Here is a 17,940-nt window from a genome sequence, read left to right as displayed (position 1 = left end):
GCAAAGAGCGGGGCGCATGAATGGCCCCCGATTTTTGCGTGATGGATGCCTGAAACGCATTGTTCGTTACAGGCGTTACTCATATTCCAGGCGAAAAGTGGCCACTGCACTAAAGGGGCCACGCTCAATGGTTTTTTTTGCGATTGCCTCAGGTTCACCCTGTATATAAGCTTTAAAGGCGATTAGGTTACTGCCTGCCATCAGGATAGATTTTTGTCCGGCCAGGTTTAACGGCAACGGTTTGCCTTGCCGGGTTTCCATGCCTATCGCAATGCCATTGGCCTGGCTGGCAGCATCCAGGGCTAATAATCCAGGCAATTGCGGGTTTTCATTGCCAATGAATGTAACGGTAAGTGTGTTGCCCTGATTCAGGTTACATGCCGTCAGATGAATTTCAAAGGGTTGCCCACGCGTTCGCTTATTCAGATACAGATATTTGTCGATCACCGAGCCAAAGTCCAGTTGCAGGTTCTCTTCCCCCGGTGGTATGACACAGGGTTCTGCCACCAGGGCGCCGCGTAAATGCACGTTGTCCTCCGCCAGAACGGCAAAGCTGGATAACAATAATAATCCCGCTATTTCCAGGCTTGTTTTGCTTCTGCCGTCTTTAGGATCGTGCTTCATCTGTTACCGTCCATCATTGATATTCTGCCTTTAATGTTGCCGTGGCCGAAAATACTCCCACTTTTAAGTTTGCGCCCGGCTTTTTGACCGGAACCGCTTTCAGTGTAGGGGGCACTTTGGGGTCGATCACTAACGGGATGTCCAGAACGAAAGGCTTATCGTTTTGCAATACCTGGATGCCCAAATCAGCCATATTGGTTTGGATTGCTGCGTTATTATAGGTCGTTTTTTTTACACTCAGTGTGAACATCACGTCCATTCCGGTCACCCCTTTTTCACAGGTAATGGAGTAACTCAGGGTCTTCAGGTAGTTCACTCCGTCCACTTTGTGGACCCCCAGCTGGTCACCAAAATTGACATCTACCTTATCTCCCCCGTTAATTTTGCAGGGCGGCGGCCCAATCAGCGTACCGCTAAATAGCATATTATCTGCGGCATACAATGGCCGGCTGAGTATTAGCAATAAGCTATAGAGTAAAAATCGCATAGTCAGTTTGTTCCTTTTCAATGGTATGTCACCGTCATGGTTGCTGCGGCCGAAAATTTCCCAGCCTGCAGCGTCATGCCGGGGGATTTCACCGGCACCGCCTGTAACTTCGGCAGGTTGGGATAAGTAAACTTAATCTCACTGTTGAGTGTCACTGGCTGCCCATTGCTGAGAAATTCGATACCTAAGATCTCCTTATCAGTACCCAGAATATCCTTGCCAAAACGGGCCTTTGTACCTTTTATACTAATGGACATGTCATTGGCGGTTGTATTGGTACATTTAATGTCGAACAGCACGTTTTTTTTATAGTTGTCGCCGTTCACCTTATAGGTCAGGACCTCGCCAAAATCCACTTCGATCGGTCGTTTGCCATTGATCTCACAGGAAGGTGAGGGGATGACATCCACACTCAAACTCAATCGGTAGGCTGATGAAACCTGTGGGCTGATCAGTAACCAAGCCACACCCAGACCCGCTGCCCACGCTTTTGACCATAAACGCTTTGAACTTATCATTGGCTCCTTACCCCTCTATCAGCCTGAAGTTCAGTTGTGCCAGAGACAAGCCGCCCTGTAACGCGCCTTTGTGTTGTGGCGCCACGAGACCTTTTCCCCAACATTAATAACAATGCGGGTTCAGGCCGCACCAGACACACCTTGTGTTTCCGTCAACGGCAATGCCATGTCCCGGTTCCGCATTAGTGACTGCTATTGGCTGGTGTTGCCACGCAACTGCTGGCTTTGCAGCTAAATTGCAACTGGGGACGAGCGCCGTAGTCATTGATGTAAGTCAGTACCGGGCTGTTACCCAGTGAGCTCACTCCCGCTGTCATCAAGCTCTGGCCATTGGGTTCCACCATCAACGGTTGAAACTCTTTTGCTGATTCGCCTTTTGCGGACGCTTTGGCATCTACCAGGGTGATGAAATAAGGTGTTGGATTGTTCACCATGTACTTGCCACCCTGTTTAGTTAAGGTGATTTGCTCCTGCCACGGCGTGTCCCCTGACATAATCTCCAGTGGTTCAGGTCGGTAGAACATTTTGATGCGCGTCTGCAGGGCTATCTGTAAGGTATTGGGTTTATCAGTGCGCGGTGGGATCTCTCTCAGGTTGAAGTAAAAGAGTGATTCCCGGTCCTGTGGCAATTGTGCGGCAGCGGGCAGGCCCTGAACTTTCACCTGGCTTTTAGCACCAGGCTCAATACGCTGCACCGGCGGCAGCACCGCCAGCGGAGAGGTGATCTTGTTACCCTGTGCATCCTCAATCCAGCCTTGAGCCAGATAAGGCAGTTGTTTGTTCTCATTGCTGACATTCAGGCTGATCGATTTTTGGCTACCGTTATAAACCACACGGGTGCGGTCCAGAGCGATAGCGGCAAAAGCCGATTGTGCGGTCAAAGCACATAATATAGCGCCAGCGATCAATGGTGTTTTCATCTTCAGTTTCATTTCACTCGTTCTCAATAAAATAGTATTCAGTTGTGATGCGTCATATGCATCAAGCGTCTCTGTCCAAAGGGCTTATTCGCTTAGCAAATGGCACGGCAGCAATAAGCCTGTCAGGCTGCTGTTCGATAGCTCTTCAGGTAAGTCGAATGCACATTGTGCTCTTCCACTCCAGTGCACTGTCATGGCTTCACCGGCTTTAATACCGCTCAGGTACACGCTACCGCCGTCGTCGACGATGCCGACATCTTGCTTTTTCAGGTTCAGAACCGTTGCGCCAAACGGTGGAACCGAACCATCGGCAAGGCGGATCACCGCCATCGCTTTTGCCCCAGAGATCACATCGAATTTCCGGTAGCCAATAGCACCCTCAGTCAGAGTCAGCTGCACAACCGAGTTCATCGCTTCCGCATCATCCGGCAGTGTGTTCAGATCGATACTGACCCGGTTACGGTGATAGCTGCCCACATCGGAAACTGCCGCTTTGCCAAAATAGTTGGACAGCGTCGTTGCGCCATAGCCCTGAATAGGGATCCCCGCGACACCACCGGTGTCGAGCAGTATTCGGGTCCCTCCCATGCTGCCAGAACGGTGCAATGCCGCCCCCTTCAGCGTGGCAGTCGCCCCTCCCTGGAATGACAAGCCTGCAGTGGCATAACGTCCTTCCTGATAGCTGGCATTTGCGTTTATTTGGGCAATACTCCCCTGGTGGCTGTAATAACCACTCGTGGTGACACCGCTACGTGACACTCCGCTACTTATCTGATAACTATCGTTATCATTAACTCGGTTGTAGTAATTTGCCTGGTGGCTGTTTTCTTTACCTTCCCAGCTGCCGCTGTAGCTGATGGATCCGCCATTGCCCCATGGCATCGACAGTGACAGGTACATGCCGTCGTCGTTTATCCCGTTAAATTTATTGCGATACGCCGTCACCGACAGACTCAGGTTTCTCAGCTGGCCAATATCGAGATAATGTGACAGCGTCAGGTTGTACCGATCGTTCGCTGGCTGGTCCCAATACGTCTGGTGGTTGTAGTTCAGGTAGGCACTTAGCCCTAAATCCCGAAACTGCTGGTTAAAGGTGATGGTGTACATCTCTTTACTGTTTTGTGAACGCGTGCCGTAAGTACGTGCATCCAGATATTCCCCCATGGTCATATAGTTTTTCTGCGAGAAGCGATAACCCGCAAATGTGACCTGGCTATCGTAATCGTCAAAACGTTTCGAATAGCTCAGCCTGTAAGAGCCGCCAGAAAGCGTTTCACCCTCTTTTGGTAACTTTGCATGCGATTGTGTGGTGTCAAATGACAAGGCACCCAGGACCATCAAATCACGGCCGATCCCCAGCGCCAGCGCGTTGTAATCGCCGTCCGTTACGCCGCCGCCATACAGCGACCAGCCATTGCTGACACCCCAGGAAAACTCTCCAGTGGCAAAAAGCGGACCGTTGGTACGGCGCTGCCAGTCATTAGGTCGTCCTACTGCCACCTTGTGGCGTAATGTGCCCGGGCGCGTCAGATACGGAACGCTGGCGGTGTCCAGATTGAATTCCTGTACGGTGCCATCTTCTTCTTCGACACGAATATTCAGCTGACCAGTAACCGCATCATTAATATTCTGAATACGAAAAGGGCCAGCTGCGACCTGTATTTCCTGCAATACACGCCCCTGTTGGCTGATAACGACCCTGGCATTCGTGCGCGCAGTGCCGGTAACTTCTGGCGCATAGCCGCGCAGATTCGGTGGCAGCATATTGTCGTCGCTTGTCAGGCTAACCCCCGCATAACGGAAGCTGTCAAAGATGTCGGAGTTCAGGTAGTTCTCACCTATGGTCAAACGCGACTTCAGTCGCGTAATGACCCGATAGGCGTAATAGCGGCTCCAGTCCCAGTTATGCCTGGTAGGTTCACCAGAACCGGTCTTATGATCTAACTGGCTCTGCCAGTCAGCACGTAAACGCCAGGCACCCAGATTGGCACCAACGGTACCGCTACCGCTGACGTTATAGCTTTGTGCTCCATGCTGTTCCTGCCGTTGGGCTTTTGTATTAATTCTGTAATCCATAAGAATGCCCGGAATACCGTTGTCCCAACTCGACGGTGGATCCCAGTTATCATTGGAATATTCCAGATAAGCCTGCGGAATACTCAGATATAATCTGGCCGCCCCTAAATCACCCTTAGCGGTCATTCCCTTCATGCTGTCCAGTACAAGGCACTGGCTCTGATTCCACCAGGTCAGTTTGTCCTTTATTTCAGGTTTTAGTCCAAATTGCTCGACCAGTTCTGGCGAGACACAGGCTACACTGCCTTTAGGATCATCTTCCGGCGCGATGAATGTGACCGGTTGCTCTAAAAGCTCCTGTTTATTAATCTGAACTGTCATAGAATATTCACCCGGCATGATATAACCGCTACGGGAAAACTGTTCTAAGTCAATATTATTTTTATCGTTAATGTCCAATATGTCAGTGTTAAATGTAAATTCATCTGACCGAACAGTAAAAACAGTTCCATGAATAATGAGCCCAATCAATAAACTCAGAAAACGCGGGCGCGAAGACCATGTCTTCAGATTGGTTAACGCCATCATCCTCTGTCCTTTTATATAATTCCATTTAGTATTAATGATGATGTGCAGTTTTAACCGAGGTTAGCGAAGTGAGGTTGTAACTACAATCGCTCGATCATGATATTTTAGTCATAATCCATTTTTAACTATACCGTTGAAATTATTCAACGGCATGTGAATTTTTTAGGTTACTCACAGGCTGTAGTAAGTCGAATATCGTTAATATTTCCTTCGCTAAGGAATCACTGCTCTTCACGGAAACTAATCTCTTGCTAAGGTTAAAAATAGGTTAATTATACCAAATAAAGCCATGTCAGTTATTATTGTGAACATAAGAATGCTTGTGAATGGCAGCAGATAAAATGCATGTGGGGTTATCCACATGCATGAATAACGAGTATCTTACTGATAAGTCAGAGTGAAGTTAGCTACGCTCTTGAAGTCACCAGGGACAATACCGTCTGATGCGCCATCACCCTGCAGATAGGCTGAAAACAGCATGCTGTTGGTACCCGTTTGCAGAGCCTGAGTCGTGGTCGCCTCGCCTAGCTTAATTAACTTGCCGGCACCATCGGTCAGCGCGATGCTGGCACCTTTGGCTGTACCGGTCATACCCAGCATGCCAGTGGTCGCACCGGAAGGACCGGTGAATGTTGCAGAAACAGTCTTTTTGGCTCCTTCGAGATCACAGTTGCTCAGCTGGATTTCGAAGTTCTGAGGTACAGATGAACCTTTATCTTTTAAAGCAACCTTGGACACCATGCCCAGGTTTACGGTCTGATCAACCGATTCTGGCTCAATTGAGCATGCCGCATCAATAACAGAACCTGTAAAGGTGACAGAACCGTTTCCCTTGGCTAATGTAGTTGCCGCGTGACTCATGGAAACCATACCCAGAGCTAATGACATGCCCAGAATAATTTTATTCATTTTCATTTGAAGCGATTCCTTAATTAATAAAATCCTTGATGTTGAAGCTTGCGGTGCTGCAGCCCGTACTTATTGAATAATATCAATGTTACGGTGGTGGAATTATTGCAGAGTAATGGGTGTATTTAATAGTAAAAAATCATTCTGGATGAAATGCGAGTAAAAAAACTAAAAAATAATAGCCAAAGGAATAAAGTGGGATTTTAACGCTACTAAAATTAATTTAGCGACATTTTATTCTGACATAAAAATAAAAAGTAACACCTTGTACTACTCTAATGTAAGATACGGAATAATTGTCGAAATTAAGCCACTGAGAGGCATGGAGACATATTCAAGTTACAGGCGCGCTCATGAAATTTATTTTTCCTTTTTTTATAATTCATTTTTTATTGGTGGTGGGTCATTGTCTTAAACTTTTTTTATTTTTTGAGTGAGCATTTTTAACTATTCCGTGAAACGGAGATGTTGAAAAAATCAGGTGTATAAAATGAACTGTAAGTTACGTGTTTTAAACGTTGGCAAGCTGGGTGGGATTTCTTGGTTACCATTGTATTTGTTGATAATTTGGTTTGGATTCCTCAGTCATCTGTACCTGCCTAATATGGGAGGAAGTGGCCTAAAGCTTCCCCAAAATATCATTACCTGGGCTGTTATAGCCGCGCTGGTCTCAACGATTTGGCTAACGTTTCCATCAGACAAGGCCGTTCGCCTCACGACAGCATCCCGCTTGATATTCGTGTCCATTGCCATTCTGGGCATCCCTTTGTTCTTTACTTCACCCCAATGGCAGGATGTTGCACGTTTACGCTGGCTTGGGTTGCTGGGAGGGGGGGTCTTCTATGTATCGTGCCTGCAATTGAGCACGCGATGCTTTTACCGGTTTTCTCTGTATTACATCTTACTGATAGCAATCGTTTTTCAGGCATTGATCGCCTTGTTGCAATTCACGATACCAGAAGCGGTGCCGGCCTGGCTTGCTTATCCGCAGTCTTGGGGCCGACCGTATGGTGTTTTTCAGCAGGTGAACGTGTTGGCAAGTTTTATTGCCACGGGGCTGGCATTAGCCATCATGTTATTACTGTTGCCGGGCTTTATCCTGGATAACATTAAAAGAGAACGTCTTCGGCTATGCGCTTTAGGTCTGATTTTGCTGATTTTTCCTGCATTGCTGGTGTGGTTACAGTCAAGAGTGGGTTGGCTCGGTGGTGCGATTTCAGACGTATTGTTATTAATCATTGGGGCGAAGGCGGCGCCAAAAAAAAACCTTATCGCCGCAGGCTTAATGGGAGCGAGTATTGTCCTGGCGATTGCAGTTCAATGGAGCGGCCATATTACTGACGTCGCGCATACTGGCTCTAATTTTGCCCGTATGGCTATCCTTAAAAGCACGCTGAGCATGATTGCCGAGAGACCCTGGACAGGCTGGGGATATGGTAGCTTCGAATATAACTTTCAACATTATCGCCTTACTCAGGGATTCTCAACATTAGAGACGAAAGTTGTCAGCCACCCGCATAATGAAATATTACTGTGGTGTGTTGAAGGAGGGGTTATCGCGTTTATTGGATTGTCACTGTTGGTTTATGTCGGGGGGGATATGGTGTGGCGAGCATGGCGGCCAACCCGTCAGCTAAACGAATATCAGACTGGCCTGAACCGAGGATTATCCTGTGCATTATTGCCGATACTGCTGCACACTCAAACGGAGTTTCCGTTCAGCCTTTCAACCGCGCACTGGGCTATTTTCATCCTGTTGCTGGCAAAACTGGATAGCGATATTACACCAACGGCAAGGTACTATTCACTTTCTGCTGCGACGACTGCCTTTTTGAGAAAGGCCTTGCCCGTCTTTTCCATCACAATACTCTTGCTGGCCGGTATTGCATTATATGCAAACCTGTCTTTGACTTCTCTTGAGCGCAATCGTTTTTTAAATGCTGAACCTGCCCGCCGCGCTATGGCGTTTGATCCAGGGGTTAATACTGAACGCTGGCACTATGATCAGCAAATTCATGCTTTGTTGATGTTTAATCAAACGCGTGATCCTGCTTTACTTGAGGGTTACGTTCGTTGGGCTGATTCCTATCTTTCCCGCAGAATTGATAAAAATGTTTATGCCTCATGGCTGTCTATCGCGCACTATCAGCAGGATGCAATAACATACCAACGATTGCGCCGTGAGGCTCACGCACTGTTTCCTGAAGATGAACGTTTCATGGTCCATCTTCAGGAAGGTATCAAATGATGTATCCAAACTTGGGCGGTGACATCGTGAGACATGATTGATTAAGACAAACGCCGAAGTGAGGAATAGTTAAAAACATGTCTGATGGGAAACCCGCCTTGCTTAATGTTAGTCGGGTCCTGTAAATGAGTTTGTTGAACTTTTTTTCGGTCTCTTTGTTTTTTCCTTCATCACCCCAAATTATATCAATGATCTTCTTTTTTTCATTTATTTTGCCTGTCAGGCAAATGAAAAGTTTCATCTGGTTATTGCTTAATCGAACGGATTTATTCTCGCGCTTCATAGATAAAACCTTACCATGCAATGAAATGATATCGCTTTCATAATGATAAAAATCGATGTTGATATTTTTCATTTTAATCTCGGCATTGTAATGATGAATTAAATAATATTTTTTCTTTTTTAATTGTTGATTTTCTCCGGTTTTTTTGGGAGGTTTATAATATAAGTTGTATGGGTTTTTTCGACTCGTTGATAAGAAGTTTTTCCCTCATCGTTAAGTGGAATATTGCTGAGGTTGGGTTATTTAATCGGTTTGTGGATTTTTATGTGTTGCGAATCATGCTAAATAAATTTTAATTAAAATATCTATTTATTGGATGGTTACTAAGTGAGGGGGGATAAAAAGGTTCTACACGACATCAGGCTGGCGCAGCCTGACAATGATGTCCCGCCCCTTGAGGCGGGAACATCCCAGCTCTGCGGATAACGCCTTACCCCAGGGACAGTCGCACATCCTCGATCAAGTCATCTTTATTCTCAATACCAATCGACAGACGAATGGTGGATGAGGTGATACCAAAACGGTTGCGCACATCAAGCGGAACGCCGGAGTGGGTCGTGCTGCCCGGGTGGCTGGCAAGAGATTCGGTGCCGCCCAGGCTCACCGCCAGCTTAAACAGTTGCAGACTGTTGAGGAAACGGAACGCTGCTGCCTCGCCGCCGCGAATATCAAAGGAGAAGGTCGAGCCTGCGCCGCTGCACTGAGTGGTATACACCTTGCCTTCTGCGGAGGCCGGGTCCAGGAAGGGCAAATAATGGACGTGCTCCACCTGCGGATGGCTGCGCAGGAACTCAGCAACCGCCGTGGCGTTATCGTTGGCGCGCTCCATACGCAGCGCCAGCGTCTCCAGCGAGCGGCCAATCATCCAGCTGGAATGTGGGTCAAGCTGCGTGCCAATGGCACTGCGCAGGGCTTTCACCTGGCGAATTAACGCCTTGTTGCCCATGGCGGCTCCGGCAATCAGGTCGGAGTGGCCGCCTACGTATTTGGTCAGTGAGTAGAGAGAAATATCGGCACCGTGTTCCGTCGGGCGTGAAAACACCGGGCCGAGCAGGGTGTTATCGCAGGCGATCACCGGGCGATGCTGCTGCTGGCGCTCAATATGGTCGGCTACACGCTTAATCAGCGCAATATCCACCAGGCTGTTGGTCGGGTTCGCCGGGGATTCAATCAGTATCACCGATACACGTCCCAGCTTCATCGCTTCTTCTGCGGCGGCCTGCACCACGGCTTCGTTCACACCATCCGCAAATCCAAGCGTCGAAACGCCCAGATTACGGAAGGTTTTACTCAGCAGCGTCTCCGTGCCGCCATACAGCGGCTGTGAATGCAGGATGGTATCGCCCGGTTTGACGAAAGCCAGCAGGGTGGTGGAGATCGCTGACATGCCGGAAGAGAACAACGCAGCGCTGTCGGTGCGTTCATAAATTGCCAGGCGATCTTCAACTATCTCGCTGTTCGGATGGTTAAAGCGCGAGTAGACCAACCCGTTACCCTCTCCGGCTGGCGGTTCGCGGCGGCCGGAAACATAGTCAAAGAAGTCTCGCCCCTCTTCTGCACTGTTAAATACGAAAGTAGAGGTGAGAAACACCGGCGGTTTGACCGCGCCTTCTGACAATGACGGATCATAGCCATAGTTGAGCATCTGGGTTTCAGGATGCAGCTCGCGGTTACCGATATGTGTTTTTTTCGAATGTGAAGAAGGCATGCAAACTCCGGCTATCAGGCCTGTGACTTATTATTGTTGCGCATAAGCTAGCATGTGGCAGGAGTGAGAGATAAATGAATAATCGCTCTATGGTTAAATCAAAAAGCCATATGAAATAGGGCTGTCTGAACGTATGGCAGTCTATATGTCTGTGGTGCGGGGGCGGTAAGCGACGTTGCGCAACAGTGAGGGAAAGCGACGAAGTGTGATAAACTTCACCGCTTTCCCTGAACAATCGACGAACCACTATCTATGAAACACACCGTTGAAGTGATGATCTCCGAAGCTGAGATCAAATCCCGCGTTGCCGAACTCGGCAAGCAAATCAGTGACCACTACCGTGACAGCGGCAGCGACATGGTGCTGGTGGGCCTGCTGCGTGGCTCCTTTATGTTTATGGCCGACCTGTGCCGCACGATCGATGTTTCTCACGAAGTCGACTTTATGACGGCGTCCAGCTACGGCAATGGCACCTCAAGCACGCGTGATGTGAAAATCCTGAAAGATCTGGATGAAGATATCCGAGGCAAAGACGTACTGATCGTCGAAGATATTATCGATTCAGGCAATACGTTGAGCAAAGTGCGTGAGATCTTCAGCCTGCGTGGGCCGAAGTCGCTGGCGATCTGTACCCTGCTGGATAAACCGTCGCGTCGCGAAGTGGATGTGCCAGTAGAATATGTCGGCTTCGCCATTCCCGATGAGTTTGTGGTGGGCTACGGTATTGACTACGCTCAGCGCTATCGCCACCTGCCCTATGTGGGCAAAGTGGTGATGCTGGACGAATAATCCGGCAGAGCACAATCGACCAAGGCCGGATCCTCCGGCCTATAATAATATGTGCCGCTTAAGGATTAAGATCCGGGTCGTTGAGCAGGTTAGCAATGCCCTGGCGATAGCGCTGTTCCAGGGTTTCACGATTGGTTGAGCTGACGCCCAGATCGCGCAGGTAGCCATCCATGATGCCGTAAACCCAGCCATGAATATTAACCTTCTGCCCGCGTTTCCACGCTGACTGCATCACGGTCGAGTGACCCAGGTTATACACCTGCTCAATCACGTTGATTTCACACAGTTTGTCGAAACGCTTTTCTGGCGGCAGCTCACCCAGTAACGAACTATGCTTGTACCACAAATCGCGAATATGCAGCAGCCAGTTGTTGATCAGGCCAAGCTCTGGATTTTCAACTGCCGCTTTAACGCCGCCGCAGCCGTAGTGACCACAGATAATAATGTGTTCCACTTCCAGCACTTCAACCGCGTATTGCACGACCGAAAGACAGTTTAAGTCAGTATGGATCACCAGGTTAGCGACGTTGCGGTGAACGAACAGTTCACCCGGCTCCAACCCGGTCAGGCGCTCGGCAGGTACGCGGCTGTCTGAACAGCCAATCCAGAGAAAACGGGGGTTTTGTGCCTGAGCAAGGCGCTCAAAGAAACCGGGATCTTCCTCTTTCAGCAACCTGGACCACTGGCGGTTGTTGCTGATAAGGGTATCAATGTCTTTCATAATGGTGTCGGCCAATAACTCGAAATGCGTACAGTAATATAGGGTAATGCCGCGCAATTGAAAATGACAAACAAGAAACCACAACAAAACAGGGCACTCTTTAATCTATGACTTATGCACTGGAGCTTGAAAAGCTAACCAAAACCTACGCAGGTGGGGTTCAGGCGCTCAAAGGAATCGACCTTGCGGTAGAAGCCGGTGACTTCTATGCACTGCTGGGGCCTAACGGCGCTGGCAAGTCCACCACCATTGGCATTATCAGTTCGCTGGTGAACAAAACCGCCGGTAAGGTGCGCGTGTTTGGCTACGACCTTCAGCAGGATGTCGTTAACGCTAAGCGCCAGCTGGGCCTGGTGCCGCAGGAGTTCAATTTTAACCAGTTCGAAACGGTGCTACAGATTGTGGTCAGCCAGGCTGGACTGTACGGCGTGGAAAAACCGGAAGCGCAGAAACGCGCTGAAAAATACCTAAAACAGCTGGATTTGTGGGAAAAACGCAACGAACGTGCGCGGATGCTCTCCGGTGGGATGAAGCGCCGTTTAATGATTGCCCGTGCGTTGATGCATGAGCCTAAACTGCTGATCCTCGATGAACCCACCGCGGGCGTCGACATCGAGTTGCGTCGCTCAATGTGGACCTTCCTGCAAGAGCTGAACGCCCAGGGTACCACCATTATTCTGACCACCCACTATCTGGAAGAAGCCGAGATGCTGTGCCGCAATATCGGCATTATCCAGCGCGGTGAGCTGGTGGAAAACACCTCAATGAAAGGCCTGCTGTCCAAGCTGAAATCAGAAACCTTTATCCTCGACCTCGCGCCAAAAAGCCCGCTGCCGAAGCTGGAAGGATTCCAGTATCGTCTGGCGGATACCTCAACGCTGGAAGTGGAAGTGCTGCGTGAGCAGGGGCTGAACAGTGTGTTCAGCCAGCTGAGCCATCAGGGGGTGCAGGTGCTCAGTATGCGCAATAAAGCCAACCGTCTTGAGGAGCTGTTTGTCGACCTGGTTAACGGGCGCAAAGGAGATAAAGCATGATGCATCTGTATTGGGTGGCCCTGAAAAGCATCTGGGGTAAAGAGGTCAATCGTTTCGCGCGCATCTGGATCCAGACGCTGGTGCCGCCAGTGATCACCATGACGCTCTATTTTATTATCTTCGGCAACCTGATTGGTTCGCGCATCGGTGAAATGCACGGTTTCAGCTATATGCAGTTTATCGTGCCGGGTCTGATCATGATGGCGGTGATCACCAATGCCTATGCCAACGTGGCATCATCCTTCTTTAGCGCCAAGTTTCAGCGCAACATTGAAGAACTGCTGGTGGCACCGGTGCCGACGCACGTGATCATTGCCGGATACGTGGGCGGCGGTGTGGCGCGCGGTATCTGTGTGGGTGTACTGGTAACGGCGATTTCACTGTTCTTCGTGCCGTTCCAGGTGCATTCATGGCTGATGGTGGCGGTGACGCTGGTGCTGACGGCGGTGCTGTTCTCACTGGCGGGTCTGCTGAACGCCGTATTTGCGCGCACCTTCGATGATATCAGCCTGATCCCCACCTTCGTGCTGACGCCGCTGACCTATTTGGGGGGCGTGTTCTACTCGCTGACGCTGTTGCCACCGGTCTGGCAGATGGTGTCTAAGCTGAACCCGATTGTCTATATGATCAGTGGCTTCCGCTATGGTTTCCTGGGGATTAACGATGTGCCGCTGGTGTTTACGCTGGGCGTGCTGGTGGCGTTTATCGTGGTGTTCTATGCGCTGGTGTGGGTGTTAATTCAGCGGGGACGCGGGTTACGTACTTAATGTGAGATAGCGGGTTGACCGAAAAAGAGGGTCAACCCCTACAGGTCACGAAGGGGCCGATCATTTTTCCGATCGGCCCGTTAAATATCACTTACGCGACCTGAACCGGCACGGCTTTCGCCAGGCGTTTCATCTGGTTGTCGCCTTCAAAATAGGCCACTTTAGGCTGCCATTCACGCGCTTCGGCATCGGACATCTGCACGTAAGAACAGATAATCAGCAGGTCCCCTTCGCAGGCACAGCGCGCTGCCGCACCGTTCACCGAAATGATTTTTGAACCCCGTTCCGCGGCAATCGCATAGGTGGAAAAACGCTGGCCGTTGTTCACGTTATAGATATCAATCGCTTCGTATTGCAGAATGCCGGAAGCGTCGAGGAAGTCCTGGTCGATGGCGCAGGAACCTTCGTAATTCAGGTCGGCCTGAGTCACTTTGACCCGGTGAAGTTTGCCCTGCAACATAGTACGGTTCATAAAAAGTCACCCTGCAATCAATTCAAAAAAACGGCCGTCAGTATTGCCTGAGAGGGCGCTGCTGTCTACTGCGTCAGATCAACCTGTTGGTTATCTATCAAACGCGCTTTACCCAACCAGGCCGCCATCAGGATGACTGCGCGCTGGCTGTCGACATTCAGCGGTCGCAGCGTATCGGCATCGACAATCGCCAGGCCGTCAGGCTGTAACCCCTGATCGCTGAGGGCGTTTTCGGCTTCTGCAATCAGTGTGTCCACATGGCGTTCACCCTGGCTCAGTTTTTCCGCAATACCGTTCATGACCTTGCTCACCACGGGCGCAATTTTGCGCTCATCGGCGGTGAGATAGCCGTTACGCGAACTGAGCGCCAGGCCATCTTTGGCGCGCACGGTTGGCACACCAACGATGTCAATATCGTAGCCCATATCCGCCACCATTTTGCGGATCAGCGCCAGTTGCTGATAATCTTTTTCGCCAAAGCACGCGAGGTCGGGCTGCACCAGATTAAACAGCTTGCTGACGATGGTGGAGACGCCACGGAAGTGACCGGGGCGGCTGGCCCCTTCCAGTAGCGTGGAGAGACCGGGAACCTCAACGAAGGTCTGTTCACCCAGGCCTTGCGGGTAAACGTCGCCAGGGGCAGGAGAGAACACCAGGTCAACGCCACGGCGATTTAGCTTTTCGCAATCTTCCTGCAACGTACGCGGGTAGCGTGCCAGGTCATCAGCGCGTTCGAACTGCATCGGGTTCACGAAAATCGACACCACGACGATATCGGCATTCGCGCGTGCTTCGTCGACCAGCGTCATGTGCCCGTCATGCAGGTTACCCATCGTGGGAACCAGCGCGATGCGCTTGCCATCCTGGCGCCAGCGCCGCACTTCACGGCGCAGCATTGGCAGGGTTTCAATAATCAGCACGGCTTACTCCTCGGTTACTGGAAACTGTGTTGGGCAGCCGGATAGCTTCCGGCTTCCACTTCGGCCACATACTGACGCACTGCGGCGCGGATCTCTCCAGCCTCAGCGAGGAAGTTCTTGGCGAATTTGGGGATATGGCCGCCGGTGATGCCAAAGGCGTCGTGCATCACCAGGATCTGACCATCGGTAACGTTACCCGCACCAATGCCGATGGTTGGAATGGTCAGTGCTTCGGTAATACGCTGCGCCAGTGCAACCGGCACGCACTCCAGTACGACCAGCTGCATACCTGCGGCTTCCAGCGCCAGCGCATCATCCAGCAGGCGGTCAGCATCGCTGCTGGAGCGCCCCTGGACTTTGTAGCCGCCTAAAATATTGACCGACTGGGGCGTCAGACCCAGATGCCCGCAAACAGGCACTGCGCGTTCAGTCAGCTGTTTTACCGTTTCTGCCAGCCATTTCCCGCCTTCCAGTTTGACCATATTGGCCCCGGCACGCATCAGCTGCGCGGCGTTATCAAAAGTCTGTTGCGGTGTGGCGTAACTCATAAACGGCAGATCGGCGAGCAGCAGGGCATTGGCGCTGCCACGGCGCACTGCCTGAGTGTGATAGGCAATATCTGCAACCGTCACGGGCAGTGTGGAGTCATGGCCTTGTACGACCATGCCGAGCGAATCCCCGACCAGCATCACTTCAATGCCTTCATCGGCAAAGAGTTTGGCGAAACTGAAATCGTACGCGGTAATCGAGGCGAATTTACGCCCCTGTTGTTTCCACTGATGCAGGGTCGAGACAGTTGTCGGTTTCATCATTTCACCTAATAAAATCCAGTTGGGCAGTATCTTAAAGGAAGGGAAGAGGGATGTCAGCACTGTCGCGGGTGAGGCATGCCAGCATGGTCGCGGGCGAGGCATGTCAGCACTGTCGCGGACGAGGCGTGCCTCGCCCCTACGGGTAAGGGAACCGATGGGGGGGCAGTAGGGGTCGGGCATGCCCGACCCTTATGCTTTACCAGTGCCGGATACTGCTGCTGTCGAGGGTGGCCAGAATTTCCGCCAGCCGCGTGCCATCTGGCAGGCAAAGTTCAGGGGCGATCTCCAGTAACGGCAGCAGCATAAAGGCGCGGTTGTGCAGATCATAATGCGGCACTGTCAGGCGCGGCGTGTTCAGCGTCTGCTCACCAAACAGCATGATATCGAGATCGAGTGTACGCGGCCCCCAGCGGTGTGCCTTGCGTACGCGGCCCTGCTCCAGTTCAATACGCTGGGTATGGTTCAGCAGGGATTCAGCGTCAAGTCGGGTATCCAGCGCCACAGCGGCGTTAAGGAAATCAGGCTGATCCGGCGGACCGTAAGGTGGGGTGCGGTAGAGGGAAGAGGTGGCAACCAGCGTGGTATCGGGAATGGCCGCCAGCGCATTCAGGGCACACTGCACCTGATGCAACGGGTCGGCCAGATTACTCCCCAGCGCCAGATAAACGCGGATCATGCGTCGTTATTATGTTCGCGACGTGGGCTGCCCGGTACGCGTTTACGCGGACGGCGGGTACGACGGCGTGGCACCGGATCGTCACCCAGGGTGTTGAGCATGGTTTTCTGCTGCGGTGGTGCAGAAACCTGGAACTCGCTCCACCATGTTGTCAGGCGTTGCAGCTCGTTGTTATGTTCCACTTCGGCACGCAGTGCCAGCAGGTCGTAGGCGGCACGGAACTTAGGATGCTCCATCAGCTTCCACGCGCGTTTGCCGTGGCGGCGCGACAGGCGGAGTTGCAGCGTCCAGATATCACGCACCAGCGTGGTGATACGTTTCGGGATCGCCAGTGAACGACAGGCTTCATCCAGCACATCATTCATCGACAGGGCGAAGGCATCGTAATAAGCAAGACCGCTTTCCTGAGCAATTTTCTGTGCCGCCTCCAGCTGTGGATACCAGAAGATGGCGGCAAACAGGAACGCCGGGTTAACACGCATCTGGTTGTGGATGCGGCTGTCGGTGTTTTTCAGCACCTGAAGGATCATCCGCTCCATATTACTGTCACCCTGTTCGGTGAAGTAACGGGTGATGATCGGGAACAGCGGCTGGAACAACTGATGTTCCCGCAGTTTCAGATAGGTACTGTGGCCGTAGCCCGCCTGCAACAGTTTAAGGGTTTCTTCAAAAAGACGCGCCGGGGGAATATCATTCAGCAGTGTCGCCAGACGCGGGATAGGTTCGCCAGTCTCGGCGGCGATGCTCATATCCAGTTTGGCGGCAAAACGCACTACGCGCAGCATACGCACCGGGTCTTCACGGTAGCGGGTTTCCGGGTCGCCGATCATGCGGATAATGCCTTGCTGCAGATCGCTGAGTCCACCAACGTAATCACGTACGGAGAAGTCAGCCACGCTGTAATACAGGCTGTTAATGGTCAGATCGCGGCGCTGGGCGTCATCTTCAATTGAACCAAAAATATTGTCGCGCAGCAGCATGCCGTTCTGGCCGCGCTGCGAGCTGTTGCGGTCATCGGCGACCTGTTGTTCGGCTTCGTGATGCCCACGGAAGGTGGCAACCTCGATAATTTCCGGGCCAAACATCACGTGTGCCAGACGGAAGCGACGGCCAACCAGGCGGCAGTTGCGGAACAGCTTGCGCATCTGGTCCGGCGTGGCGTTGGTGGTCACATCGAAGTCTTTCGGTTTTTTACCCAGCAACAAATCGCGCACGCCGCCACCTACCAGGTAGGCTTCATATCCGGCTTTATTCAGGCGATACAGAACCTTGAGGGCATTTTCACTGATGTCCTTGCGCGAGATGTTATGGGCGTCACGTGGAATGACGGCCATCTGGCGCACTTCCTCGACCACGGCTGGCGCCACCTCATCACGACTGAGGACTTTCCGGCAAAAATTAGCAACTCGGGTAAAAATGGGACACCTCGATAGTGACATTGAAATCTG

17 protein-coding genes are annotated in these 17,940 nt (G+C 51.3%); 4 read left to right on the top strand and 13 right to left on the bottom strand.

The annotated features are described in order from the left end of the window. Positions 1-75: 75 nt before the first annotated feature. The 6 genes from WH279_RS05775 to WH279_RS05750 form a co-directional block, all read right to left on the bottom strand. Positions 76-624, bottom strand: a complete 549-nt coding sequence (locus WH279_RS05775; RefSeq protein ID WP_339455274.1) for a fimbrial protein — start codon at positions 622-624, stop codon at positions 76-78. A 13-nt stretch (positions 625-637) separates the two neighbouring features. Further along, the gene (locus WH279_RS05770; protein ID WP_339455273.1) at positions 638-1,111 is read right to left on the bottom strand and encodes a fimbrial protein; all 474 of its coding nucleotides are present in this window, start codon (positions 1,109-1,111) and stop codon (positions 638-640) included. Between the two features lie 17 nt (positions 1,112-1,128). Continuing rightward, positions 1,129-1,629, bottom strand: a complete 501-nt coding sequence (locus tag WH279_RS05765; RefSeq protein ID WP_339455272.1) for a fimbrial protein — start codon at positions 1,627-1,629, stop codon at positions 1,129-1,131. 182 nt (positions 1,630-1,811) lie between these two features. Continuing rightward, positions 1,812-2,561 (bottom strand): fimbria/pilus periplasmic chaperone, encoded by a 750-nt coding sequence (locus tag WH279_RS05760; RefSeq protein WP_445235261.1) that lies wholly within the window; start codon positions 2,559-2,561, stop codon positions 1,812-1,814. A 72-nt stretch (positions 2,562-2,633) separates the two neighbouring features. Then, positions 2,634-5,153, bottom strand: coding sequence for an outer membrane usher protein (locus WH279_RS05755; protein WP_339455270.1), 2,520 nt, complete (start codon positions 5,151-5,153; stop codon positions 2,634-2,636). 381 nt (positions 5,154-5,534) lie between these two features. After that, on the bottom strand, positions 5,535-6,068 hold the full coding sequence (locus WH279_RS05750; RefSeq protein WP_339455269.1) for a fimbrial protein: 534 nt from the start codon (positions 6,066-6,068) through the stop codon (positions 5,535-5,537). 484 nt (positions 6,069-6,552) lie between these two features. Here WH279_RS05750 and WH279_RS05745 point away from each other — a divergent pair, with 484 nt between their 5' ends. Then, positions 6,553-8,310 (top strand): PglL family O-oligosaccharyltransferase, encoded by a 1,758-nt coding sequence (locus tag WH279_RS05745; protein WP_339455268.1) that lies wholly within the window; start codon positions 6,553-6,555, stop codon positions 8,308-8,310. Between the two features lie 713 nt (positions 8,311-9,023). On the opposite strand, the gene WH279_RS05740 is transcribed toward WH279_RS05745, so the two are convergent. Then, positions 9,024-10,301: a cystathionine gamma-synthase family protein gene (locus WH279_RS05740; RefSeq protein ID WP_339455267.1), complete on the bottom strand. Its 1,278-nt coding sequence runs from the start codon at positions 10,299-10,301 to the stop codon at positions 9,024-9,026. A 252-nt stretch (positions 10,302-10,553) separates the two neighbouring features. On the opposite strand from WH279_RS05740, the gene hpt reads away from it, so the two are divergent. After that, the gene (hpt, locus tag WH279_RS05735) at positions 10,554-11,090 is read left to right on the top strand and encodes a hypoxanthine phosphoribosyltransferase (protein WP_133842233.1); all 537 of its coding nucleotides are present in this window, start codon (positions 10,554-10,556) and stop codon (positions 11,088-11,090) included. Positions 11,091-11,148: 58 nt separating this feature from the next. Here hpt and can read toward each other — a convergent pair whose 3' ends face one another. Next, entirely contained in the window at positions 11,149-11,811 is a 663-nt protein-coding gene (can, locus tag WH279_RS05730; protein WP_133842232.1) for a carbonate dehydratase, read from the bottom strand. A 107-nt stretch (positions 11,812-11,918) separates the two neighbouring features. Here can and WH279_RS05725 point away from each other — a divergent pair, with 107 nt between their 5' ends. Both WH279_RS05725 and WH279_RS05720 read left to right on the top strand, forming a co-directional pair. Further along, positions 11,919-12,845: an ABC transporter ATP-binding protein gene (locus WH279_RS05725; protein ID WP_133842231.1), complete on the top strand. Its 927-nt coding sequence runs from the start codon at positions 11,919-11,921 to the stop codon at positions 12,843-12,845. Next, on the top strand, positions 12,842-13,612 hold the full coding sequence (locus WH279_RS05720) for an ABC transporter permease (protein ID WP_133842230.1): 771 nt from the start codon (positions 12,842-12,844) through the stop codon (positions 13,610-13,612). Before WH279_RS05725 ends, WH279_RS05720 begins: the two co-directional genes overlap by 4 nt. A gap of 91 nt (positions 13,613-13,703) precedes the next feature. Here the strand turns inward: WH279_RS05720 and panD are convergent, their stop codons facing one another. The 5 genes from panD to pcnB all read right to left on the bottom strand — a co-directional run bounded on the left by panD (position 13,704) and on the right by pcnB (position 17,910). Further along, a complete protein-coding gene (panD, locus tag WH279_RS05715; protein WP_171149221.1) occupies positions 13,704-14,084 on the bottom strand; it encodes an aspartate 1-decarboxylase in 381 nt (126 codons plus the stop codon). Between the two features lie 65 nt (positions 14,085-14,149). Next, complete coding sequence (panC, locus tag WH279_RS05710) at positions 14,150-15,004, bottom strand: pantoate--beta-alanine ligase (protein WP_171149220.1); 855 nt, start codon at positions 15,002-15,004, stop codon at positions 14,150-14,152. A 14-nt stretch (positions 15,005-15,018) separates the two neighbouring features. Continuing rightward, on the bottom strand, positions 15,019-15,813 hold the full coding sequence (gene panB / locus WH279_RS05705; RefSeq protein ID WP_339455266.1) for a 3-methyl-2-oxobutanoate hydroxymethyltransferase: 795 nt from the start codon (positions 15,811-15,813) through the stop codon (positions 15,019-15,021). A gap of 199 nt (positions 15,814-16,012) precedes the next feature. Next, positions 16,013-16,492, bottom strand: a complete 480-nt coding sequence (gene folK / locus WH279_RS05700; RefSeq protein ID WP_339455265.1) for a 2-amino-4-hydroxy-6-hydroxymethyldihydropteridine diphosphokinase — start codon at positions 16,490-16,492, stop codon at positions 16,013-16,015. After that, positions 16,489-17,910 (bottom strand): polynucleotide adenylyltransferase PcnB, encoded by a 1,422-nt coding sequence (gene pcnB / locus WH279_RS05695; RefSeq protein ID WP_325169075.1) that lies wholly within the window; start codon positions 17,908-17,910, stop codon positions 16,489-16,491. The genes folK and pcnB overlap by 4 nt, the downstream gene beginning before the upstream one ends. Positions 17,911-17,940: the final 30 nt, after the last annotated feature.

The organism is Erwinia sp. MYb375 (assembly GCF_037479175.1).
Taxonomy (GTDB): Bacteria; Pseudomonadota; Gammaproteobacteria; order Enterobacterales; family Enterobacteriaceae; genus Erwinia; species Erwinia rhapontici.
This window is presented reverse-complemented; position numbering and strand designations above follow the sequence as displayed.

Coding starts and splice junctions, on each gene's coding strand:
- WH279_RS05755 (WP_339455270.1), bottom strand. CDS start 5,153: ATGATGGCGTTAACCAATCTGAAGACATGGTCTTCGCGCCCGCGTTTT.
- WH279_RS05745 (WP_339455268.1), top strand. CDS start 6,553: ATGAACTGTAAGTTACGTGTTTTAAACGTTGGCAAGCTGGGTGGGATT.
- WH279_RS05760 (WP_445235261.1), bottom strand. CDS start 2,561: ATGAAACTGAAGATGAAAACACCATTGATCGCTGGCGCTATATTATGT.
- can (WP_133842232.1), bottom strand. CDS start 11,811: ATGAAAGACATTGATACCCTTATCAGCAACAACCGCCAGTGGTCCAGG.
- WH279_RS05765 (WP_339455272.1), bottom strand. CDS start 1,629: ATGATAAGTTCAAAGCGTTTATGGTCAAAAGCGTGGGCAGCGGGTCTG.
- panB (WP_339455266.1), bottom strand. CDS start 15,813: ATGAAACCGACAACTGTCTCGACCCTGCATCAGTGGAAACAACAGGGG.
- WH279_RS05775 (WP_339455274.1), bottom strand. CDS start 624: ATGAAGCACGATCCTAAAGACGGCAGAAGCAAAACAAGCCTGGAAATA.
- WH279_RS05740 (WP_339455267.1), bottom strand. CDS start 10,301: ATGCCTTCTTCACATTCGAAAAAAACACATATCGGTAACCGCGAGCTG.
- panD (WP_171149221.1), bottom strand. CDS start 14,084: ATGAACCGTACTATGTTGCAGGGCAAACTTCACCGGGTCAAAGTGACT.
- WH279_RS05750 (WP_339455269.1), bottom strand. CDS start 6,068: ATGAAAATGAATAAAATTATTCTGGGCATGTCATTAGCTCTGGGTATG.
- folK (WP_339455265.1), bottom strand. CDS start 16,492: ATGATCCGCGTTTATCTGGCGCTGGGGAGTAATCTGGCCGACCCGTTG.
- hpt (WP_133842233.1), top strand. CDS start 10,554: ATGAAACACACCGTTGAAGTGATGATCTCCGAAGCTGAGATCAAATCC.
- WH279_RS05725 (WP_133842231.1), top strand. CDS start 11,919: ATGACTTATGCACTGGAGCTTGAAAAGCTAACCAAAACCTACGCAGGT.
- WH279_RS05770 (WP_339455273.1), bottom strand. CDS start 1,111: ATGCGATTTTTACTCTATAGCTTATTGCTAATACTCAGCCGGCCATTG.
- WH279_RS05720 (WP_133842230.1), top strand. CDS start 12,842: ATGATGCATCTGTATTGGGTGGCCCTGAAAAGCATCTGGGGTAAAGAG.